Source organism: Geojedonia litorea (genome assembly GCF_042654525.1).
Classification (GTDB): domain Bacteria; phylum Bacteroidota; class Bacteroidia; order Flavobacteriales; family Flavobacteriaceae; genus Geojedonia; species Geojedonia litorea.
Genome location: NZ_JBHSGP010000007.1, coordinates 96,961 through 118,655, shown reverse-complemented (window position 1 = coordinate 118,655; position 21,695 = coordinate 96,961). Strand labels below are relative to the sequence as shown.

Annotated in this window: 23 protein-coding genes; 13 read left to right on the top strand and 10 right to left on the bottom strand. The window is 34.5% G+C overall.

What is annotated here, in order from left to right:
* The first annotated feature begins 50 nt into the window (after positions 1–50).
* Positions 51–2,819: a carboxypeptidase regulatory-like domain-containing protein gene (locus tag ACFO5O_RS04185; protein ID WP_387961245.1), complete on the top strand. Its 2,769-nt coding sequence runs from the start codon at positions 51–53 to the stop codon at positions 2,817–2,819.
* Positions 2,734–4,263 carry a DUF5689 domain-containing protein gene (locus ACFO5O_RS04180; protein WP_387961244.1) on the top strand — a complete coding sequence of 510 codons (1,530 nt, stop codon included), beginning with the start codon at positions 2,734–2,736 and terminating at the stop codon, positions 4,261–4,263. Before ACFO5O_RS04185 ends, ACFO5O_RS04180 begins: the two co-directional genes overlap by 86 nt.
* A 459-nt stretch (positions 4,264–4,722) precedes the next feature.
* Here ACFO5O_RS04180 and ACFO5O_RS04175 read toward each other — a convergent pair whose 3' ends face one another.
* Entirely contained in the window at positions 4,723–5,694 is a 972-nt protein-coding gene (locus tag ACFO5O_RS04175; protein WP_387961242.1) for an endonuclease/exonuclease/phosphatase family protein, read from the bottom strand.
* A gap of 123 nt (positions 5,695–5,817) precedes the next feature.
* Between ACFO5O_RS04175 and hflX the strand changes: the two genes are divergently transcribed.
* Positions 5,818–7,029, top strand: a complete 1,212-nt coding sequence (hflX, locus tag ACFO5O_RS04170; RefSeq protein ID WP_387961240.1) for a GTPase HflX — start codon at positions 5,818–5,820, stop codon at positions 7,027–7,029.
* Between the two features lie 51 nt (positions 7,030–7,080).
* Here hflX and ACFO5O_RS04165 read toward each other — a convergent pair whose 3' ends face one another.
* The 9 genes from ACFO5O_RS04165 to ACFO5O_RS04125 form a co-directional block, all read right to left on the bottom strand.
* The gene (locus ACFO5O_RS04165) at positions 7,081–8,007 is read right to left on the bottom strand and encodes a DUF3078 domain-containing protein (protein ID WP_387961238.1); all 927 of its coding nucleotides are present in this window, start codon (positions 8,005–8,007) and stop codon (positions 7,081–7,083) included.
* Between the two features lie 59 nt (positions 8,008–8,066).
* The gene (locus tag ACFO5O_RS04160) at positions 8,067–8,573 is read right to left on the bottom strand and encodes a DUF2480 family protein (RefSeq protein WP_387961236.1); all 507 of its coding nucleotides are present in this window, start codon (positions 8,571–8,573) and stop codon (positions 8,067–8,069) included.
* A 1-nt stretch (position 8,574) separates the two neighbouring features.
* Complete coding sequence (locus tag ACFO5O_RS04155; RefSeq protein ID WP_119030687.1) at positions 8,575–8,898, bottom strand: DUF59 domain-containing protein; 324 nt, start codon at positions 8,896–8,898, stop codon at positions 8,575–8,577.
* 49 nt (positions 8,899–8,947) lie between these two features.
* Positions 8,948–9,370 carry a SufE family protein gene (locus ACFO5O_RS04150; protein ID WP_387961235.1) on the bottom strand — a complete coding sequence of 141 codons (423 nt, stop codon included), beginning with the start codon at positions 9,368–9,370 and terminating at the stop codon, positions 8,948–8,950.
* 30 nt (positions 9,371–9,400) lie between these two features.
* Positions 9,401–9,865, bottom strand: a complete 465-nt coding sequence (locus tag ACFO5O_RS04145; protein ID WP_387961233.1) for a hypothetical protein — start codon at positions 9,863–9,865, stop codon at positions 9,401–9,403.
* 78 nt (positions 9,866–9,943) lie between these two features.
* Complete coding sequence (locus ACFO5O_RS04140) at positions 9,944–10,339, bottom strand: rhodanese-like domain-containing protein (RefSeq protein WP_387961232.1); 396 nt, start codon at positions 10,337–10,339, stop codon at positions 9,944–9,946.
* A gap of 31 nt (positions 10,340–10,370) precedes the next feature.
* The gene (locus ACFO5O_RS04135) at positions 10,371–10,679 is read right to left on the bottom strand and encodes a rhodanese-like domain-containing protein (RefSeq protein ID WP_387961231.1); all 309 of its coding nucleotides are present in this window, start codon (positions 10,677–10,679) and stop codon (positions 10,371–10,373) included.
* Positions 10,680–10,782: 103 nt separating this feature from the next.
* Entirely contained in the window at positions 10,783–11,388 is a 606-nt protein-coding gene (locus ACFO5O_RS04130; RefSeq protein ID WP_387961230.1) for a thioredoxin family protein, read from the bottom strand.
* A gap of 6 nt (positions 11,389–11,394) precedes the next feature.
* The gene (locus tag ACFO5O_RS04125) at positions 11,395–11,916 is read right to left on the bottom strand and encodes a TlpA disulfide reductase family protein (RefSeq protein ID WP_387961228.1); all 522 of its coding nucleotides are present in this window, start codon (positions 11,914–11,916) and stop codon (positions 11,395–11,397) included.
* A gap of 113 nt (positions 11,917–12,029) precedes the next feature.
* Between ACFO5O_RS04125 and ACFO5O_RS04120 the strand changes: the two genes are divergently transcribed.
* From ACFO5O_RS04120 to pulA, 10 genes are all read left to right on the top strand, one after another.
* Entirely contained in the window at positions 12,030–12,485 is a 456-nt protein-coding gene (locus ACFO5O_RS04120) for a MarR family winged helix-turn-helix transcriptional regulator (RefSeq protein ID WP_387961226.1), read from the top strand.
* Positions 12,486–12,519: 34 nt separating this feature from the next.
* Positions 12,520–13,086 (top strand): YceI family protein, encoded by a 567-nt coding sequence (locus ACFO5O_RS04115; RefSeq protein WP_387961224.1) that lies wholly within the window; start codon positions 12,520–12,522, stop codon positions 13,084–13,086.
* Positions 13,087–13,343: 257 nt separating this feature from the next.
* On the top strand, positions 13,344–14,747 hold the full coding sequence (locus ACFO5O_RS04110) for an anthranilate synthase component I family protein (protein ID WP_387961222.1): 1,404 nt from the start codon (positions 13,344–13,346) through the stop codon (positions 14,745–14,747).
* A 2-nt stretch (positions 14,748–14,749) separates the two neighbouring features.
* Positions 14,750–15,316, top strand: coding sequence for an anthranilate synthase component II (locus ACFO5O_RS04105; protein ID WP_387961220.1), 567 nt, complete (start codon positions 14,750–14,752; stop codon positions 15,314–15,316).
* Position 15,317: 1 nt separating this feature from the next.
* Positions 15,318–16,310 (top strand): anthranilate phosphoribosyltransferase, encoded by a 993-nt coding sequence (gene trpD, locus ACFO5O_RS04100; RefSeq protein WP_387961218.1) that lies wholly within the window; start codon positions 15,318–15,320, stop codon positions 16,308–16,310.
* Between the two features lies 1 nt (position 16,311).
* On the top strand, positions 16,312–17,097 hold the full coding sequence (gene trpC, locus ACFO5O_RS04095; RefSeq protein ID WP_387961216.1) for an indole-3-glycerol phosphate synthase TrpC: 786 nt from the start codon (positions 16,312–16,314) through the stop codon (positions 17,095–17,097).
* On the top strand, positions 17,094–17,729 hold the full coding sequence (locus ACFO5O_RS04090) for a phosphoribosylanthranilate isomerase (RefSeq protein WP_387961215.1): 636 nt from the start codon (positions 17,094–17,096) through the stop codon (positions 17,727–17,729). Before trpC ends, ACFO5O_RS04090 begins: the two co-directional genes overlap by 4 nt.
* Positions 17,726–18,907, top strand: coding sequence for a tryptophan synthase subunit beta (gene trpB, locus ACFO5O_RS04085; protein WP_387961213.1), 1,182 nt, complete (start codon positions 17,726–17,728; stop codon positions 18,905–18,907). Before ACFO5O_RS04090 ends, trpB begins: the two co-directional genes overlap by 4 nt.
* Before the next feature lie 3 nt (positions 18,908–18,910).
* Positions 18,911–19,675: a tryptophan synthase subunit alpha gene (gene trpA / locus ACFO5O_RS04080; protein WP_387961211.1), complete on the top strand. Its 765-nt coding sequence runs from the start codon at positions 18,911–18,913 to the stop codon at positions 19,673–19,675.
* Positions 19,676–19,684: 9 nt separating this feature from the next.
* The gene (gene pulA / locus ACFO5O_RS04075) at positions 19,685–21,670 is read left to right on the top strand and encodes a type I pullulanase (RefSeq protein ID WP_387961209.1); all 1,986 of its coding nucleotides are present in this window, start codon (positions 19,685–19,687) and stop codon (positions 21,668–21,670) included.
* Positions 21,671–21,695: the final 25 nt, after the last annotated feature.

The window sequence follows — 21,695 nt, the reverse complement described above, 5'->3', positions numbered from 1 at the left end:
TTACAGTCAGTTACTTAAGGAAGAATACTTATTTATTGTTTATGTTACGAATGGGGAAGCTATTAATTCCTTTTTTGATTCTCTTCAATTTTTCCTTAAGTGCATTTGCACAAGCTACTCTTATTAAAGGAAGTGTTAAAGATGCCCTTACACTTGGTCCAATAATGGATGTTACTGTTGTTATTGAAGAAACACAACAAACCACATTTACAAATGCCAAAGGCGAATTTATATTTTCTACTAACGTTCCGTTGGGAGAACAGGTTTTAAAAATTTCAAAGCCAGGGTATCTACCCAAACGATACCCCATTGTAGTTAACCAAGGTAAAACCGTTGATATTAGTGACATGACCATGGACATTGATATATCAGTATCTGCTGACCAATTTACCATCACACTTTCTGATGATGAATTAAATGATGATATTGGCGGCGCCGATAATATTTCAGGACTCTTATCATCTTCTCAAGATGTGTTTCAACGCACTGCTGCATTTGAATTTAGCGCTTCATTTTTTAATGTTCGTGGATTAGATTCAGAGAACGCTACAATTTTGATTAACGGGATTGAAATGAACAAACTGTACAACGGAAGACCACAATGGAGTAATTGGGGAGGCTTAAACGATATGATGCGAAATCAGGAATTATCAACAGGTTTAGCGCCTTCGGCATATAATTTTGGAGGAATTTTAGGAAGTACTAACATTAATACTCGCGCGTCTAATTACAGAGAAGGCGGTCAATTAACCTACTCATCATCTAACCGAAGTTATACCAACCGTTTAATGGCTAGCTACGCTACTGGATTGATTGAAAATGGCTGGGCTTTTGCAGTAATGATTGGAAGGCGGTGGGGAGATGAGGGATATCAAGATGCAACATTATACGATTCTAATTCATTTTTTACTTCAGTAGAAAAAAAGATAAATGACAATCATAGTATAAACTTGACTTCTATTTACGCGCCTAATAGTCGAGGAAAATCTTCTCCTAACACTCAAGAAGTGTATGATTTAAAAGGTATAAAATACAATGAATATTGGGGTTATTTAGATGGTGAAAAACGCAACTCGCGTATAAAAGAAGTTAAAGAACCTATCCTGATGTTAAATCATTTCTGGGATATTTCATCCAAAACCTCATTAAACACCAATCTTGGTTATCAATTTGGCCAGTTAGGAAATAGTAGATTAGAGTATTCAGGAGGAGCGAATCCAAGTCCAGCTTATTATCAATATTTACCAAGTTACGCACTTTCTGATTCAGAGGGACCCGATTATGCATTAGCTTATCAGTTGGAACAAAACTTTTTAAATGACGGCCAAATCGATTGGGAACGTATATTTGATGCCAATCTTACCAATAATATATCAGGCCTAAATGCAACCTATGTTTTATATGAAGACCGAAGTGATGACAAACAATTAACGCTTAATTCTATTTTAAGTTCAGAACTCACTGAAAATATTCTTTTAAATACCGCTATAAATTATCAAACTTTAAAATCTGAAAATTTTGGAAAAATCATAGACGTTCTAGGCTCCAATACTGGCGTTTTAAATGTTGATTCGTTTGATAATTACCAGTACGACGCTCAAAATCCTAATCGCGTGGTTGGCCAAGGTGATAAATACAAATACAATTATAATTTATTTGCAGACATTATTTCTGGTTATGCCCAAGCGCAGTTTAAATACAATAAAGTCGACTTTTATGTATCTGGAAATATTACCAACACCAAATACCAAAGAGAAGGTCTTTGGGAGCATAGTAGGTTTGCTGGAGATGGTTCATTTGGAAAAGGTGAAGAATTATCCTTTACCGGATTTGGAGCAAAAGCTGGAGCTACTTATAAAATTACAGGAAAACATTTAATTGATATGAATGGGGGCTACATTACTAAAGCACCTTCATTACGAAATACGTATTCAAATTCCAGAGAAAATCATAATATAGTTCAGAATATCGATGAAGAAAAAATAAGCACAGCAGATATTAGTTACATATTTAGATCACCAATTGTAAAGGCAAAAGTCACAGGGTTTTATTCTAAACTTGAAGATGCCAATGAAGTAGGATTTTATTTCGCTGATGGATTAAGTGGTGATGATATTCAAGACAATGACACAGCTGCCTTTGTTCAAGAGGTTTTGCAAGGTGTAGATAAAAAGAATTTTGGAGTTGAAGTTGGTATTGAAGCCCAAGTAACTCCTAGCATAAAGCTAAAAGGTGCTGCTTCGGTTGGGCAATACACTTATGATAATAACCCTAACCTTTACCTTACCTCATCTAGCTTTACAGGGCCAAGAGGATCAATTAATTATGGTGAAGCCAATCTTAAAAACTATAAAGTTGCTGGTGGATCTCAACGTGCATTTTCTGCTGGTTTCGAGTATCGCGATCCAGAGTTTTGGTGGGTTGGGGCAACTGCAAACGCTTTTACCAATACGTATTTGGACATTAATACCTTAACAAGGACTAAGAATTTTTATTTAGATGCAGATGGCTTACCATTTAATGACTACGACCCTGATATTGCCTCTAAACTTTTAAAACAAGAAAAATTTGATGACTATTTAGTAGTTAACCTGATTGGCGGAAAATCCTGGAAAATTGATAATTACTTTGTTGGTTTTTTCGCCAGTATTGGTAATGTCTTTAACCAGGAGTATAAAACCGGAGGATATGAACAAGGACGCAATGCCAATTACCGTGAATTAAGAGATGATAATGCAAATCCTATTCGTGTTTTTGGCCCTAAATATTGGTACGGTCGTGGCTCGACTTATTTCATTAATACCTATTTCAGATTTTAAAATATTATTTATGATACCTTATGTTGCACAATACTCTAAAATCACACCTTACCTTGCAGGTGTTTTGATCTTAATGCTCATCTCATGTGTACAAGATGATGACTATAGTATACCCAGAAGCTTGGGTATTGAGGAAAATAGACGTCTAAATGAGCTCTTAAACAGTAGTGCAAGCGCTATTAGCATTTCTCAATTGAAACAATTGTTTGTGCCTGGTGAGACCACAGAAATTGTTTCAGACTTATACGTTAAGGGTTATGTAACCTCCTCAGACGCGAGTGGTAATTTCTATAAAGAATTTTATTTACAAGATGCCCATGTAAATCCAACGGCTGCAATTAAGGTAGTTCTTAATCAAACCTTTTCTTATAATCAATTCAATACGGGACGAGAAGTATATATCTCATTAAAAGGATTGTATATAGGAGAAGTAAGAACCAATGATGGTGTAATCGCAATAGGGGGAATTTCAAATGCAGATAACGAAGTTGAAGCCTTAACGGCAAAGCAAATCCCTAACCATATTTTTAGATCTGCAACTACTGAAACGATAACCCCATTAAATCTACCTCTTTCACTAATTACGAATAAGCATATTGGAATGTTAATTACTGTAAATAATGTAGAATTCATTCCAAGTCACGTAGGAAAACCCTATGTTGAAGCAACGGCCGATTTTGATACACAAAGATCACTACAGTCCTGCGCAGGTTTTAATTATTTCTATTTTGGTCTTGAAACGAGCGTATTTGCAGACTTTAAGCAACATATTTTGCCTTCTGGTAATGGCTCTATTACAGCCATAGTAAGTAAAACTTTTAATGGAAGTAGTTTAGTTTTGGTGTTAAACGACCTCAATGGTGTTAATTTAAATAACGAGCGCTGTACACTTCTGAATCCTGCTAATTTCTCACCGCTCATGAGTGAAAATTTTGAGTCGTCTACAAACAATGCTAATGTTAACATTGCAGGCTGGACCAATTTTGCCGAAGCCGGCACTCGTGTTTGGAGAGTTATTACAACCACTGATTCTGGTAATCCTGGCAGTAAAATTGCTTCAATGGGAGCTTTTAATTCAGGTCAACCAAGCAATATTGCCTGGCTGATTTCGCCTTCAATTAACTTGGACGCACAAGGTGTTGAGTTTTTAAATTTTCAATCGTCTAATAGTTTTAGTGATAATAGTGAATTGGAAGTTCTTATTTCCACCAACTGGGATGGCACCACAGGCAACATCTCTAGTGCTACTTGGACTGCACTTCCTGCTGCTATTGTAAGTGACAGTGAATATTTTCAAAATTGGGTGGATTCTGGTCTTGTAGATTTGAGTGTCTATTCTGGTATTGCCTATATCGCCTTTAAATATATAGGTGGTCATAATGCATCAAATACAATTGATGGTAATTATGAAATAGATAATTTTAAAATTTTAGTTCAAAATTAATTTAATGTATAAATTAAAGATAAAACCTGCTACATTTGTTAGCGGGTTTTATTTTTTAGACACCTTATATATCAACTATGACTTTTTTCGATATTGCATTTTATAGTGTTTTTAACTATTTCAAAAACAAACAAAAATCTAACGCCAATAGTCTGGCAATCTATTATATTACCAGTCTGCATATTGCTTTATTATGCCTTATAGGAGTATTCCTGATGCTTTTTTTAAATGAATTAAATATATCAGCATTAAGTAAGGACAAAGCTTGGGTACTTCTAATTTTATCTGCTTTCATAATCTATTTTAGAAATTGGATTCAATACAGTGGTAAAAAACGAAAAGTCCTAAACCTTAAACTTCATCAATCAAAAGATGCGGTTTATAATATCTGGTTACTTATGTCGCTGCCTATTGTCTGTATTGGCCTTACATTAATTATTTGGTCGAAATTATAAGTCGTTAATCTTTCTCCAAAAGCATATACACAGGGAAGTGGTCACTAAAACCGCCTTTATATTTTTTACCTACATAAGTTCTATAGGGTTGTCCTTTATATTTTCCATGATATTGAGTTAAAAACTTTTCATCAAATATTTCAGCACCTTTAAACCTATAACCTTGATCAGAGCCATTTAGCAAATTATTACTACACATAATTTGGTCAAACAAATTCCATTTAAAATCATGGTTTTGGGTACCTCTTTCGGGAGTCCATTTTGAAATTAATGGATGGAATAATTGAGCATTGGCCAATAAGTGAACAATACTTCTATCGGTGGGGTTATCATTAAAATCACCCATCACTACTATTTTAGGATTGTCATACAGCCGTTCTAATTGATTGATAATTTCTAGTACTCTATTTGATGCGGCAATGCGTTTATACGCTGTGGCTTCATCTCCATCGCGACGTGAAGACCAATGGTTTACAATTACATGAATTAAGTCGTTATTCAAAAATCCAGTAACCAACAAAATATCCCTTGTATAATCGGGCTCACCATTGTCATCCACCAGATGCACAGAAAATGTTTCGGTAGATTGTACTTTAAACATTTCTTCTCTATACAATAAGGCAACATCGATTCCTCGTTCATCAGTAGAGTCATAATGAACAAAATTATAGCGATGTTCAGCTAATTCAGAACTACTAATCAAATCTTGTAAAACGGCTGCATTTTCTACTTCAGCCAAACCAACAATGCTCGGCGGTTGTTGTGTTTCATTCAATCCAATTTGTGATATAACAGAGCCTAATTTATATAGCTTCCTGTCGTACCGTTTTTGAGTCCATCGTTTTGCTGAATTAGGTAAAAAATCATCGTCGTTAGTATGTTCATCATCATAGATATCAAAGAGATTTTCAATATTATAAAAGGCAACTGTTTGTAAATTTTGAGTAAAATTCAATTCGTGTGTTTTTGAAAGCAATTATGTTGTTTAAGTTATATTCTGCAACATTTTAATAATAAGAAACTTGATGCTTAAATTTAAGTTTTAAAAATACTAAAACACAAACGTTCAATTACGTAACTTTGCCAATTATTTTAGATTATGTTAGAACAAAAGGATTTTGATTTAGAAAAAGCGGTTTTAATTGGCGTCATCACCAAGGATCAGGACGAGGTGAAATCTAAAGAGTATTTAGACGAACTTGAATTTTTGACTTATACTGCTGGTGGTGAGGTTATCAAGCGATTTACCCAAAAAATGGATATGCCCAATCCAAAAACCTTTATAGGTACCGGAAAAATTGAAGACGTTCAACAATTCATTAAAGAAAACGAGGTTGGCACTGCTATTTTTGATGACGAATTATCTCCGGCTCAAGAACGTAATATAAGTAAACTGCTTAATTGCAAAGTTCTCGACCGTACCAATCTCATATTAGATATTTTCGCGCAGCGTGCACAAACCAGCTATGCTAGAACACAGGTTGAACTAGCGCAATGTGAATATTTATTACCACGACTAAAAGGTATGTGGACTCACCTTGAGCGTCAAAAAGGAGGTATTGGTTTGCGTGGTCCTGGTGAAACCGAAATTGAAACTGACCGACGTATAGTACGTGATAAAATTGCTTTGCTAAAAGATAAAATCAAAACCATTGACAAACAAATGGCTGTACAACGAGGCAATCGTGGCAAGATGGTACGTGTGGCTTTGGTTGGCTATACCAATGTTGGCAAATCTACACTTATGAATGTTATCAGCAAAAGTGAAGTATTTGCAGAAAATAAGTTATTTGCTACGCTTGACACTACCGTTAGAAAAGTTGTGATTCAAAATCTTCCTTTTTTATTAACCGATACTGTTGGATTTATTAGAAAACTTCCAACACAATTAGTAGAATCGTTTAAAAGTACACTTGATGAAGTTCGTGAAGCTGATTTACTACTGCATATTGTAGATATTTCGCATCCTAATTTTGAAGAGCATATCGAGTCTGTAAATAAAATTTTAGATGAAATTGATAGTGGAGATAAACCAACAATTATGGTCTTCAATAAAATTGATGCTTACAAGCCAGAACCCTTTGACGAAGATGATCTAATCGTTGAAAAAACTAAAGCAAATTATACTCTAGAAGAGTGGAAACGAACTTGGATGGGGCGTATTGGTAAAAATGCTTTGTTTATTTCTGCATTGAATAAAAAGAATTTGGAAGAATTTAAAAAGCGTGTTTATGATGAAGTACGAGAAATTCACGTTACGCGTTTTCCTTATAACCATTTTTTGTATCCAGATTACGAAGAAGAACTTTAAATAAAAAAAGCAAGCTGAAAGGCTTGCTTTTTTATTGATTCGTATTAAATCTTAAAACTTATAGCTTAAACCTAAAGTCCAATACGTTTGTAAGTCGTTATCAACGGTATCTATCAAAGCGAGTGAATCTCCTAACGTATTGATGGCGTAATTAAGAGCTTCTTGTTTATTGCTCCTTAAACCAAAATCAAAGCCAACGCCAATCATTTTCCAGAGAGTATATCCAAAAGAATTGGTCCAGGTCCAATTAGATAAATCTGAACTCTTATAACTTTGGAACATAGATAAATTAGACTTAAAACTTATATTGCCTATTTGCTTTGTGTAATCTGCTAAAATTTTCGCTCCAAAAGAAGACATGAAAATAGTATCTTCATCACTAAACACAAAGTTATAGTTAGCAGGATGTACTACCACCACTAAATCGTTAATTGGAGTCCATGTAAAACCTACCCCTAAATCTAAATACCCGGGATCATTGAAATTATTCAATAAGGTGGTTCTGTATTCCAATAATCCTGATGCGGCTATATTTTTTGATATATTTCGACCGTACAATGACGTAAGGTTAAACACATCGGTAGTAGGGCGAAAGCTGCTATCATCATCTGGGTCATCTTTATCATCAATTTTTACCCAATTTAAATTAGTAGTTAAACCATTTCTCCAAAAGAATTTATCTTCAATCAAATTGGCATATCCATTAAACGAAATACCTATACTTCCTGAAGAATTGTTAGGTGTACCTTGGGCATACCAATTATTGAAATTTGAGAAACTACCGCCAATAGTACCAAAAGCTCCTGTTCTCCAACCTGGTAAAGCATCTAACTGTCCTTGAACAACTTTCAATCTACCTTGAATGGCTTTTATGGAATCTTGTTTTGCTGATTTCTCTGCTTCTAATTCTTCCTTGGACTGTGCGAATCCAAAGGTTAATGTCAATAATAAAAAAGATAAGAATAGTGTTCTTTTCATACGTGATAAGGTTTAATTACTTTGTATTAAGACTTGCTAATATATAAAACATGTGCGTTTTATTTTTTTTTGAATAATGGCACCGAAGAACATGCTTCACCATACATAATAGATTTAGCAATAGGCTTTAATTTTTGTGAAAGAAAAATATACGCGTTTTCAGGAACTGGCTTGTGAGAACAACCTTTAATAATGATTGGTTTATCAGTATAGGGTTTCACATCCAAAGCACTGATAATATCTTGATACAATGAGGTTTCCAGAATTTCTAAATTACCCATAACTACTTTTTTAGCATATGGTTGTAAATGTATTGTAATTAACATATAAGCCCAAGCCGGTATAATCGCATCTGAAGTGCAAGTGAGGGCCACAAAACCATCCTTATATTGCGACCAATCGTGTTTTTCAACACTGGCCCGGAAGTCCTTTTCACGTAATACAAATTCTTCATATAGCCATGTTTTTATGTCAAACACAAAACGTTGGCCTGCTGGATAGTAATCTTCAAGGTCGATAACCATCAGTTTGCTTAAGGCGACTCTATTGATGATTTCTTCTTCCATATTAAAGCATTCCTAATTCTAATTTTGCTTCTTCACTCATGAGGTCTTGACTCCAAGGTGGATCAAATGTTATTTCCACTTCTGCACTCTTAACATCATTCAAAGACTTCACTTTTTCTTCAACTTCTAACGGCAAAGTTTCTGCCACTGGGCAATTGGGCGTAGTTAAGGTCATTAATATTTTAACGTCATAATCTTCATTTACTAAAACATCGTAAATGAGCCCCAATTCATAAATATCAACAGGAATTTCAGGGTCGTAAATAGTCTTTAAAACTCTTACTATTTTTTCGCCAAGGGCGTTTGTATCAATTGCTTCCATAATTATATTAATTTATAACGGATTCCCACAATAGTAGGAATGACAATTACTTTTAATTAAGTTGTGTTTGGTATGCCAATGCATACATTTTAATCTGTTTAATCATACTTACCAAACCATTTGCTCTGGTTGGTGATAAGTGTTCTTTAAGGCCTATTTCATCAATGAAATTAGTATCGGCTTCAATTATGGCTTGAGGTGATTGATTGGAAAACACTCTTATTAAAATAGCGATTATTCCCTTGGTAATAATAGCATCACTATCGGCCGTAAAAATTACCTTATCATTTTTCATCTCGGCATGAAGCCAAACTTTACTTTGACAACCTTTTATAATGTTAGATTCTGTTTTATAAACTTCATCAATTAATGGCAGGGTTTTTCCTAAATCAATCATATATTGGTAGCGCTCTTCCCAATCTTCGAACATGGAGAACTCGTCAATAATATCGTCCTGTATCTCTTTTATCGTCATAGTTTAATTTTACACAAAAATACAACTTCTCTATTGTTTAGCTAGTATTTCTTTAACGGATAACACTTTATTAACAAGTACAGAAATTGCTTTAGGTGGATGGCCATGATCAAAAGTTTTAGTTTTAAATACCTCATGGTTAGTCGCAACTTCTATTGTAGCCATTGCTGCACCATCTACCTGATACATTTTTGTGGGTGGTTCTAGTTTCTCTAGTTGCTGAAGATCGGTTTTGTGAACCAATGCTAAAAGTTCATTCCAAAAGTCGACATTTATAGCTTGGCTTATTACATGTTGTGAATTTCTATCATTGGTCATATAAATAGAATCTTTAGTAATCCATACTTTTTCATAAAATCCACGTGTTGTAGCCTTATATGAAACCTGAAGGTTTGTATTTTCTTGAATCAAGTTTTCAGGTATGTTTGTCGTAACCTTGTCATTACATGCATTGGACATCACCATAAAAACTATAAAATTTAAAATCACTTTCATAAGACGAATACATTAAACAAAAAAATGCCAATAATGGCATTTTTTCTAGATTACTATTTAAAAAGAATCTCTTGACTTTTAATTAACAATAACATCAAGGCCTTTAAATTTCCACTTGGTTATGCCACCTTCGAGTTCATAAACTTTTTCAAATCCAGCCTCGATAAGCTTTTTAGAACATTTTGCGCTTCGTTTTCCTGAATTACAATATAATAAAACTGGTTTTGATTTATCCAATTTCGTAATATCGTCTTCAAATGTAGGTGAATTGAAATCTATATTTTGAGAACTCTCAATATAACCTTCGGCGTGCTCTTCTTTGGTTCTTATATCAACAACTTGAATATCTTCCAAGTCAATGATGGTTTGCATTTCTTCGGGAGTTACTAGTTTTACTTCTTCTGGTGATTCATTTTTACAACTAAAGGTTGCTATTGAAACCATAATACTTAAAACTGTTACAGCTAATTTCATATTTAATTATTTTGATTGATTGCTTATGATTTTAATCTATTTCTCCTTCCCACTCCAACATTCCTCCTAAAAGGTTATAGGCCTTTTCAATGCCCAATTGATTCATTATAGCACAAGCTTGGCCGCTTCTATTTCCGGATCTGCAATACACATAATAGGTTTTAGTTTTATCTAATTTTTCTATTTCATCAATAAATCCTTGTCCTTGATAAATATCTATATGTAAAGCATTAGGGATAATACCCTCATTTACTTCTGCTTGAGTTCTAACGTCTAAAATGACTGCATTATTGTCATTTTCCAGTTGAGCCACCCATTCTTCTTGTGATAAATCTGCCATTGATTCTATAATTTGAATGCACAAAATTAACGTTTCTTTATGATATAGACGAAAAAAAATCCGAAGTGTTACAACCTCGGATTTTATTTTTTAAGCGTTACAACTAAACCTTTATGGAGCAGCCGATAGCTTTTGTTTCAGTTTCTTTTATTTCTTTACCAGCTAACAAAGCATCTACTGCGTTTTCAACATACTTTGTTTTCACAGCGCTTGCGTCTCTAGAATTATCATCTATAGCTCCTATATATTTTACTTCATTACCTTTTTTTGTTTTTTGAAGAATGTACACATGAGGTGTTTTAGTAGCACCGTACTGTGGGTAAATTTTTTGACCAGCATCCATTAAATAAGGAAAAGTAAATCCTTTTTCTTTTGCCCTAGTCTTCATAGCTTCCATACTATCTCCTGGCATTACTTTGGTATTATTAGGCATAATGGCTATTACTGGATAGCCTTTGTCGGCATATTTTTTATCTAATGCAACAATTCTATCTTCATAAGCAATTGCATAAGGGCAAGTATTACAAGTAAAAATGACAATAAAACCTTTGGCGTCTTTGTAATCTGCAAGTGAGACCATGCTGCCATCAATATTTTCTAATTTAAAATCTGTAGCGATATCGCCAACATGATAACCATTGTGAACTGGATTAAACGCCGAAAGCGTAAGAATTGCCACAAAGGCTAAAAGAGTTTTGAATGTTTTCATTTGATATTATTTTAAAAATTGTTTGACTTCTGTTTCAAGTTCATCAAAATTAAATGATTGTTCATAAAATTGACGCTTTTCTTTATTATAAATCAACGTTGCAGGAATAGACCCTGACCAGTCTTCACTAATTTTTGGAATCCAAGAATTAGCATCGGGATCATCCAATACCACCACTTTAGATTGTAGGTTTTTATTTTTTATAAATGGTTTTAATTTAGAATCATATTGCTTCGGAAAGTCAAGGCTTACCAAAATAACCTCTACACCTTTGCTATTATAATCTGCATTTAATTTTTCAAAATAGGGCATTTCTTTCACACATGGAGCGCACCAGGTCGCCCAAAAATTTACTACATAGGTCTTTTCATCCTTTCTGGTTAAAAACTGCTCAAGACCTGAATAATCATAAATTTCTAATTCAGTAGTCGCTACTGGTTCATCATTAATAGCGATATTCTTCTTATCACTTTTTTTGTCTTGGCATGATAGAATTAAAACTATCACTAGTAAATACAAATGCTTCATCCACTAAAAATAGAAATCATCTGCATGCAAATTAAAACTTTAACAAAAAATTAAATATCAAATTGTTTGTCATATAAAATATTATCATACATTTGTATATACAATTGTTGTATATGAAAGAATTAGAGTCATTACTTAAAACAAAAGCTAAACTACCGTTGAGTAAAAAAACTGTACTCAACATTACTTTTGCTAGTATTTTGATTAAAGATGAGGTTTCATCCGTATTAAAACCCTTTGATGTATCAATAGAACAATTTAACGTATTGCGTATTTTAAGAGGACAAAACGGTAACCCCTCAAATTTGCAGGATATTCAAGAACGAATGATCAGTAAAATGAGTAACACTACCCGTCTGGTTGATAAATTAATTGTAAAAGACTTGGTTGAACGCCATATCTGCGAAAAAAACAGACGAAAAGTTGAAATATTTATTACTGATAAAGGGCTGAAGTTGTTAACCATAATAGATCCTATTATAGATAAAACTGAAGATGATATTACCGCAGGACTCTCGCGAGATGAACTTGAACAACTTAATTTACTTTTGACAAAACTTAGAACATAATTTTAATTAAATAAATAAACACAAATAACAAACAATGAAAAACAATTTAAAAATCGGAACTATGCTTGTATTAGCAATTTCCACTTTAGCATTTACAACTATTACAGACAAAAAAGTAGACGTAGTAAACAGTACCGTTGTGTGGAACGGATACAAAGTAACTGGAGAACATGAAGGGACTATAAGTTTAAAAGAAGGATCTTTAACTTTTAATGGTGATAAACTTACAGGTGGTAATTTTGTAGTAGATATGACCACACTTACAGTTACAGATTTACAAGGTGGAATGAAAGGAAAATTGGAAGGCCATTTAAAATCTGATGATTTCTTCGGCGTAGAAAAACACCCAGAAGCAGCCTTAAATATCACTAAAGTTGAAGGCTCAAATGGGAATTATAAAGTAACTGGTGCATTAACTATTAAAGGGATAACAAACCAAATTACTTTTGATATGAACGTTAAAGGAAATACGGCAACTACAGCTTTAAAAATTGACAGAAGTAAGTTTGATGTTCGTTTTGGTTCTCCAAGTTTTTTCAATGATTTACAAGACAAGGCCATTTACGACGAATTCGATCTAAATGTCACTTTAAAATTTTAATCAAGAATTGTTTAATAGCAACCATTTAAATGAAAAATCCCTGCGTTTGTGGGGATTTTTTTATTTTTATATGAAATAATTTGAAAACTTAAATATCATTTCTATATTTGACCCAAACAAAAACATGAACACAATTTTAAATCATACGTGGTGGTGGTCTTCTCGAAACGCAGTATTCGTGAACTAACCCATTGTATATTTAAAAACTAAAATATCAAGGCTTGTCATTCACGACAAGCCTTTTTTAATATTAAAAAATGAAAACATTTAATCTTCATACCCATTACAAAAAAATACTGGCCGATACCATTACCCCAGTTAGCATTTACCTTAAAATTCGGGACAAATATCCAAATAGCATACTTTTAGAGAGTAGTGATTATCGTGCTAACGACAATACGTTTTCATACATCTGTTGCAATCCTATTGCCTCTATTAAGGTAAAAAATGAGACCATTACACAAACATTTCCAAATGGCGAACGCATAATTCAAAATATAGAAAAAAACACTAATGTCACCAAAGTAATTCATGAGTTTACGCAGCGATTTCAAATCACTTCAGATGAAAATTTCAAGTTTATAAACAACGGCATATTTGGCTACATGGCCTATGATGCCGTACGCTATTTTGAAGCAATTGATATCTCTAAAAAACCAGATCATCTAGATATTCCAGACATTTTTTACGCAGTTTATCAAAATATCATTGCCATAAATCATTATAAAAACGAAGCCTATATTTTTGCACATTGTTTTAATTCTGAAAATAATATTGAAGACATTTACCAACGTATAACTTCAAAAAACTTTGCTGCATTCAACTTTTATAAAGAAGGCGAAACCACTTCAAATTTATCAGATGACGATTATAAAGAACAAGTAGAATTAGCCAAAAAACACTGTGCTCGAGGGGATGTATTTCAGTTAGTACTATCCAAAAAATTCTCTCAAGCTTTCAAAGGTGACGAATTTAATGTTTATCGTGCCTTGAGAAGTATAAACCCATCCCCATATCTATTCTATTTTGATTATGGTGATTTCAAGATTTTTGGAAGCTCCCCAGAAGCGCAACTTATTGTAAGTCATGGCAAGGCAGAAATTCACCCAATAGCTGGAACGTTCAAACGTACCGGTAACGATGAAAAAGATGCTGAACTGGCCAAACAACTTTCAGAAGATGATAAAGAAAACGCCGAACATGTTATGTTAGTTGATTTAGCTCGAAACGATTTAAGTAGACATGGAAGCAATGTGAACGTAGAAACCTATAGAGAAGTACAGTTTTTTTCGCATGTAATACATTTAGTGAGCAAGGTTACTGGACAAAAAAATAAAGAAACCACTACAATGCAAATGGTTGCCGATACTTTTCCTGCCGGAACCTTGAGCGGCGCTCCAAAACACATGGCTATGCAACTAATTGAACGATATGAAAAAACCAGTCGCGATTTTTATGGTGGAGCTATAGGGTTTATGGACTTTGAAGGCAATTTTAACCATGCAATAATGATTAGAACCTTTTTAAGTAAAGATCATAAACTGCATTGGCAAGCCGGCGCTGGTCTAGTGTCAAAATCTAAACCAGAAAATGAACTCCAAGAAGTTTACAATAAGTTGGGAGCTCTAACCAAAGCTATTGAACTAGCCGAAAATATTTAAATATGAAAAAGATATTAGTCATAGATAATTACGATAGTTTCACATATAATCTCGTACACTATTTGCAGGATTTAGATTGTGATGTTACCGTAAAACGTAACGATCAATTAACTTTAGATGACGTTAAACCTTTTGATAAAATCGTTCTTTCCCCAGGCCCAGGAATCCCTGATGAAGCTGGACTTTTAAAACTCATAATTGAAACGTATGCCCCAACTAAAAGTATTTTAGGTGTATGTTTAGGCCAACAAGCCATTGGTGAAGTTTTTGGAGGAACACTGATTAATTTAGATACCGTATTTCATGGTGTTGCCACAAAAGTAGAAACCTGTGTTGACGATGAGCCTTTATTCAATGGGCTTGCAAAAACGTTTGAAGTAGGACGCTATCATTCGTGGGTAGTTCATCCTAATTTACCCGAAGTACTTGAAGCCACTTCATTTGACGAAAACGGACAAATTATGTCGCTTCGACATAAAACTTATGATGTTAAAGGTGTTCAATTCCATCCAGAATCGGTTTTGACGCCCAATGGAAAGCAAATATTAAAAAACTGGTTAAATAGTTAAGATGAAAGAAATATTAAACAGACTTATAAATCAAGAAAGCATCTCAAGTGAAGAAGCCAAGCAAGTATTGGTAAATATTTCTAAAGGTAATTACAATCAAAGTCAGATTGCTTCATTTTTAACAGTTTATATGATGCGAAGCATTACCATTGAAGAACTTCAAGGATTTCGAGATGCTCTTTTAGAATTGTGTATTCCTGTTGATCTTGAAGATCATAACACCATTGATTTATGTGGAACCGGAGGCGACGGCAAGGATACTTTTAATATTTCAACCTTAGCTTCTTTTGTAACTGCAGGGGCAGGAATCAAAGTCACTAAACATGGAAATTACGGCGTTTCATCTGCTTGTGGATCTTCGAACGTATTAGAGTTTCTAGGTGTTAAATTTTCATCGGATACCGACTTTTTAAAACGAAGTCTTGACCGCTCAAATATTTGTGTTTTACATGCGCCATTGTTTCATCCTGCAATGAAGCACGTTGCTCCTATTCGTCGCGAACTTGGAGTAAAAACCTTTTTTAATATGTTGGGGCCAATGGTGAATCCAGCTTTTCCTAAAAATCAAATGGTTGGTGTTTTTAGTTTAGAATTGTTACGATTGTACAGTTATCTTTATCAAAACACCGATAAAAATTATAGCATAATTCATGCCTTGGACGGCTATGATGAAATTTCATTGACCGGAAATGCAAAAGTTGTCAACAACACTATGGAGCAAATGATTTCACCCTCACATTTTGGAATTGAAACTTTAACCCAAGACGCCATTTATGGTGGTAATTCCATAGAGAATTCCGCTAAAATATTTGTAGACGTTTTAGATGGCAAAGGAACCGAAGCACAAAACAACGTGGTTTGCGCCAATGCCGCTTTAGCTATTTCAACGGTTAAAGGTATTAATATTCAAAATGGATTTGAAATGGCTCAAGAATCCATAAAAAGCGAAAAAGCAAAACAATGTTTCACGACCTTGGTCGAATTGAGTAAATAAGATGACAATACTAGATAAAATAGTAGCAGATAAACATACCGAAGTAGAGTTAAGGAAAAAGCTAATTCCTATTGAGCAATTAGAGCAATCTGTCCTCTTTGAAAAAGACGCTATTTCCTTGGTTAAAAGTTTAAACTCAACCCATTCAGGCATAATAGCAGAGCACAAGCGTCGTTCTCCTTCAAAATCAGTCATCAACCAAAATTTAAATGTGTTTGATGTCGCAAAAGGCTATGAAAAAGCTGGTGTTTGTGGCATGTCTGTGCTCACTGACGGCAAGTATTTTGGAGGTTCGTTGGATGATTTACTTACTGCAAGAGCCAGCTGTAAATTGCCCTTACTTCGCAAAGAATTTATAATCGATCCGTATCAAATCATTGAAGCCAAAGCCTATGGCGCTGACGTTATTTTACTGATTGCAGCTATTTTGTCAAAGGATGAACTTAAAGCCTATTCTGAATTAGCACAAAGTTTGGAACTCGAAGTCCTTTTAGAAGTACACAACGAGCAAGAACTTAAAAAATCATTGCTTCCAACTGTAGATATGCTTGGAGTAAATAACAGAAACTTAAAAACCTTCGAAGTTAGTTTAGATATTAGTAAGGCCTTAAGTCAATTAATCCCAGATGATTTCGTTAAAGTTTCAGAAAGTGGTATAAGCAGTGTCTCGGCAATCAAAGAACTACAAACTTTTGGTTACAAAGGGTTTTTAATTGGAGAGAATTTTATGAAAACCGATGATGCAGGAAAAAGTGCAAAACAATTTATAGAAGAACTAACCCAATGAAACTAAAGATTTGCGGAATGAAATATGCTGATAATATGATTGAAGTTGCTAAACTTCAACCAGATTACCTCGGCTTTATATTCTATAATAAATCTGCGCGATTTTTTGATTCCATTATTCCAAAACTTCCCAATACCATTAAAAAAACAGGGGTTTTTGTAAATGCTACAATAAGTGACATCCTTAATAAAATAAATGTGCATCAATTAGACGCCGTGCAATTGCATGGCGATGAATCTCCTGAATTTTGTAAAACTTTGCGTGATGCTGAAATCAATTCAAGATCACATCAAATTGAAATCATTAAAGTATTTTCTATAAAAAATGAATTCGATTTTTCGATTTTAGAATCTTTTGAAGATGTTTGTGATTATTATCTTTTTGATACCAAAGGAAAATTACCTGGCGGTAATGGTTACACATTTAATTGGAAAGTTTTAAAAAATTACCCCTTTACCAAGCCTTTTTTCTTAAGTGGTGGCATTGGAATTGAAGAGGTAGAAGCTTTGAATTCATTTTTTAAAACCCAAGAATCAAAGTATTGCTTCGCCATTGACGTTAACAGTAAATTTGAACTTGAACCCGGATTAAAAGATATAGAATTATTAAAAGAATTTAAATCTCAACTATGAGTTATAATATTAATGAAAAAGGCTATTATGGTGAATTTGGAGGTGCTTACATCCCCGAAATGCTCTATCCAAATGTTGAAGAATTGCGGCAAAACTATTTAAAAGTAATGGCCGAGCCAGACTTCAAAAGTGAATTCAATAAACTTCTAAAAGATTATGTCGGACGACCTTCTCCATTGTATTTTGCAAAGCGTTTATCCGAAAAATACAATACTAAAATTTATTTAAAAAGAGAAGACCTTAATCATACTGGCGCACATAAAATCAACAATACAATCGGACAAATATTAATGGCCAAACGACTTGGGAAACACCGTATCATTGCTGAAACCGGAGCAGGACAGCATGGTGTGGCTACAGCCACAGTTTGTGCTTTAATGGGTTTAGAATGTATTGTCTATATGGGCGAAATTGATATCGCACGACAAGCACCCAATGTAGCACGAATGAAAATGCTGGGAGCCACTGTAGTACCTGCTTTATCAGGAAGTAGAACTTTAAAAGACGCAACAAATGAAGCTATTAGGGACTGGATTAATAATCCGGTTGACACACATTACATCATTGGAAGTGTCGTTGGACCTCATCCCTACCCTGATATGGTTGCACGCTTCCAAGCTGTGGTTTCAGAGGAAATTCAATGGCAATTACAGGAACAGGAAGGCACAAAAAAACCAAACTATGTAGTGGCTTGTGTTGGCGGCGGAAGTAATGCTGCCGGAGCGTATTATCATTTTTTGGAAGATACTGATGTGAAATTGATAGCTGTTGAAGCCGCTGGTTTAGGAGTTGATTCTGGTGAAAGCGCCGCTACTTCTGTTTTAGGGAAAGAGGGTATAATTCATGGCAGCAAAACATTATTAATGCAAACCAATGACGGTCAAATCACCGAGCCTTATTCTATTTCGGCAGGATTAGATTATCCTGGAGTTGGCCCCATGCATGCCCATTTATACAAATCTGGTCGCGCTGAATTTATTTCCATTACTGATGATCAAGCCATGAAAGCAGGTTTGGAACTTTGCAAACTCGAAGGAATCATCCCCGCTATTGAAAGCTCCCATGCCCTAGCCATTTTTGAACAGAAAAAATTTAACCCAAAAGATATTGTGGTATTGAGCCTTTCGGGTCGTGGCGATAAGGATTTAGATACCTATATCAACTATTTTAATTTATAAATTGTGAACAGAATCCATCAAAAACTCAAAACAGACAAAAAATTATTGTCAATATATTTTACAGCAGGTTACCCCAACGTAAACGATACGGTTTCCATCATTCAAGAATTGGAAAAAGCAGGAACAGACATGATTGAAATCGGACTGCCTTTTAGTGATCCATTGGCCGACGGTCCTACCATTCAAGATAGTTCTACAAAAGCCTTAAAAAATGGAATGACCACTGAAGTTTTGTTTAACCAATTAAAAGATGTAAGAGCATCGGTGTCCATTCCATTAATAATTATGGGGTATTTTAATCCTATTTTGCAATATGGGGTCAAAGATTTTTGTAAACGTTGTCAAGATATTGGCATTGATGGTTTAATCATTCCAGATTTGCCGGTTGATGTTTACAACCAAGATTATAAGGGAATTTTCGAGTCACATGGTTTAATCAATGTGTTTTTAATTACGCCACAAACGTCGGTAGAACGCATTCGTTTTATTGACTCTATTTCAAATGGATTTATCTATATGGTTAGTAGCGCCAGCGTTACAGGAAGCCAGTCTGGTTTTGGCGATGAGCAAACTAATTATTTCAAGCGAATTGGTAGTATGAATCTTAAAAACCCACAGATTGTTGGTTTCGGTATTAAGGATCAAGAAACTTTCACACAAGCTACTAAATATACCAAAGGGGCTATTATTGGAAGCGAATTCATTAAATTTATAAGTAATAATACGGTTACTTCGATTTCAAACTTTACCAAGCGAATTAAACCATAAGCACCATTTATGAAACAAGGTATACCATTTTTCCTCTTAACAATGATTCTAATCTCTTGTACAGAAAAAAAGACAAACTACGCCTCATACCAAGATTATCCTGCTCCACTTCAAACTGAATTGTGGCTAGACTATTCAAAAGAACAAACAACCTTCAAAATATGGTCTCCAACAGCTCAAATGGTGAAACTTAACCTTTACAAGGAAAGTATAGGCGGAGAGGCTTTTGAACACTACGAAATGTCACTTGAAGAATCTGGCATATGGAGCAAGCAATTAAAAGGCGACTTTAGCGGCACTTATTATACCTATCAAATTAAAGTAAATGGTAATTGGTTAGAAGAAACCCCTGGTATTTATGCTCAAGCTGTAGGTGTAAATGGCAAACGTGCTATGGTTTTAGATTTGGAAAGCACAAATCCACAGGGATGGGATACAGACAAAGGCCCAAAAACTTCCTATCCAAATGAAGCCATAATTTATGAATTGCACATACGTGATTTGACCATTCATCCACAGTCGGGTTCTAGTAAGCCTGGTAAATATCTCGGATTAGTTGAAGACAACACAAAAGGTCCACATGGTATTTCAACAGGATTAGATCATATAAAGGAGTTGGGTATAACCCACGTGCATTTGCTGCCCACTTTTGATCACTATGCTATTAATGAAACCAAACTGGATAGCGCGCAATTCAATTGGGGATACGATCCACAAAATTATAATGTCCCTGAAGGATCGTTTTCATCTAATCCATACAAAGCAGAAGTACGGATTAAGGAATTTAAACAGATGGTCAAAACTTTTCATGACCAAGGTATTGGAGTGATTTTGGATGTGGTTTATAATCATACCGGACGTACAGAAAATTCAAATTTTAATTTAGAAGTACCCGGCTATTATTATAGACATTGGGAAAACGGGAAATTATCTGATGCATCTGCCTGTGGCAATGAAACTGCTTCAGAGCTTCCCATGATGCGTAAATTTATAATTGAATCTGTCGCATATTGGGCAAAAGAATATCACTTAGACGGCTTTAGATTTGATCTCATGGGCATCCATGATATTACCACAATGAATGAAGTTGCTAAAACACTAAAGGCCATCAATCCAAACATTATAATTTATGGTGAAGGCTGGACCGCTGGTGATTCGCCATTACCAATTGAACAAAGAGCCTTAAAACATAACACTCAAAAAATGCCTGAAATTTCGGCCTTTAGTGACGATTTAAGAGATGGTCTAAAAGGTTCGGTGTTTGAAGATGCAAGTACAGGATTTGTAAGCGGTGCAAAAGATACTGAAGAATCTATAAAATTTGGAGTCGTTGGTGCTATTCATCATCCACAAGTGGATTATAAAGCCGTAAACTATTCCAAAGCACCTTGGACCAATGAACCATGGCAATCCATTTCATATGTTTCATGTCATGATAACCACACACTCTATGATAAATTAAAAGTTTCCAGACCTGACGCTGATGAAGCAGCCATTATAGAAATGGATAAATTATCGAATGCCATTGTAATGACTTCACAAGGAACGGCTTTTATGCATGCTGGCGCAGAACTTTTGAGGACCAAAAAGGGGGAACATAATTCGTATAACTTATCAGACAGTATTAATCAAATCAATTGGAATTGGAAGTTTGAGCATCCAGACGTATTTAACTATTACAAAAATCTAATTGCCTTGCGAAAAGCACATCCAGCATTTAGAATGGTTTCTGCAACAGATGTTGTATCATACCTAACTTTTGCAGCGGTTGAAAACGGTTTGGTAAGTTACCAAATTGCAAATAACGCTAACGGTGATTCCTGGAAAAACATCTTGGTCATCTATAATGCCAGAACCAAAGCTGTCGATTATAAACTTGAAGGTGAATGGCAACTGGCCGTGATTGATAACACATTTTATATGGATGAAGGACCAAAAATTAGCAAATCAATCAAAGTGCCAGCAATTTCAATGCTAATTGCGTTTCAAAAGTAATTTTTTGAAATAATATGTAAATAAA

Bases quoted from the DNA above. Each gene is read 5' to 3' on its own strand.
- ACFO5O_RS04185 (WP_387961245.1), top strand. From the start codon at position 51: ATGGGGAAGCTATTAATTCCTTTTTTGATTCTCTTCAATTTTTCCTTA.
- ACFO5O_RS04180 (WP_387961244.1), top strand. From the start codon at position 2,734: ATGCAAATCCTATTCGTGTTTTTGGCCCTAAATATTGGTACGGTCGTG.
- hflX (WP_387961240.1), top strand. From the start codon at position 5,818: ATGTTAGAACAAAAGGATTTTGATTTAGAAAAAGCGGTTTTAATTGGC.
- ACFO5O_RS04165 (WP_387961238.1), bottom strand. From the start codon at position 8,007: ATGAAAAGAACACTATTCTTATCTTTTTTATTATTGACATTAACCTTT.
- ACFO5O_RS04160 (WP_387961236.1), bottom strand. From the start codon at position 8,573: ATGGAAGAAGAAATCATCAATAGAGTCGCCTTAAGCAAACTGATGGTT.
- ACFO5O_RS04150 (WP_387961235.1), bottom strand. From the start codon at position 9,370: ATGACGATAAAAGAGATACAGGACGATATTATTGACGAGTTCTCCATG.
- ACFO5O_RS04145 (WP_387961233.1), bottom strand. From the start codon at position 9,865: ATGAAAGTGATTTTAAATTTTATAGTTTTTATGGTGATGTCCAATGCA.
- ACFO5O_RS04140 (WP_387961232.1), bottom strand. From the start codon at position 10,339: ATGAAATTAGCTGTAACAGTTTTAAGTATTATGGTTTCAATAGCAACC.
- ACFO5O_RS04135 (WP_387961231.1), bottom strand. From the start codon at position 10,679: ATGGCAGATTTATCACAAGAAGAATGGGTGGCTCAACTGGAAAATGAC.
- ACFO5O_RS04130 (WP_387961230.1), bottom strand. From the start codon at position 11,388: ATGAAAACATTCAAAACTCTTTTAGCCTTTGTGGCAATTCTTACGCTT.
- ACFO5O_RS04125 (WP_387961228.1), bottom strand. From the start codon at position 11,916: ATGAAGCATTTGTATTTACTAGTGATAGTTTTAATTCTATCATGCCAA.
- ACFO5O_RS04120 (WP_387961226.1), top strand. From the start codon at position 12,030: ATGAAAGAATTAGAGTCATTACTTAAAACAAAAGCTAAACTACCGTTG.
- ACFO5O_RS04115 (WP_387961224.1), top strand. From the start codon at position 12,520: ATGAAAAACAATTTAAAAATCGGAACTATGCTTGTATTAGCAATTTCC.
- ACFO5O_RS04110 (WP_387961222.1), top strand. From the start codon at position 13,344: ATGAAAACATTTAATCTTCATACCCATTACAAAAAAATACTGGCCGAT.
- ACFO5O_RS04105 (WP_387961220.1), top strand. From the start codon at position 14,750: ATGAAAAAGATATTAGTCATAGATAATTACGATAGTTTCACATATAAT.
- trpD (WP_387961218.1), top strand. From the start codon at position 15,318: ATGAAAGAAATATTAAACAGACTTATAAATCAAGAAAGCATCTCAAGT.
- trpC (WP_387961216.1), top strand. From the start codon at position 16,312: ATGACAATACTAGATAAAATAGTAGCAGATAAACATACCGAAGTAGAG.
- ACFO5O_RS04090 (WP_387961215.1), top strand. From the start codon at position 17,094: ATGAAACTAAAGATTTGCGGAATGAAATATGCTGATAATATGATTGAA.
- trpB (WP_387961213.1), top strand. From the start codon at position 17,726: ATGAGTTATAATATTAATGAAAAAGGCTATTATGGTGAATTTGGAGGT.
- pulA (WP_387961209.1), top strand. From the start codon at position 19,685: ATGAAACAAGGTATACCATTTTTCCTCTTAACAATGATTCTAATCTCT.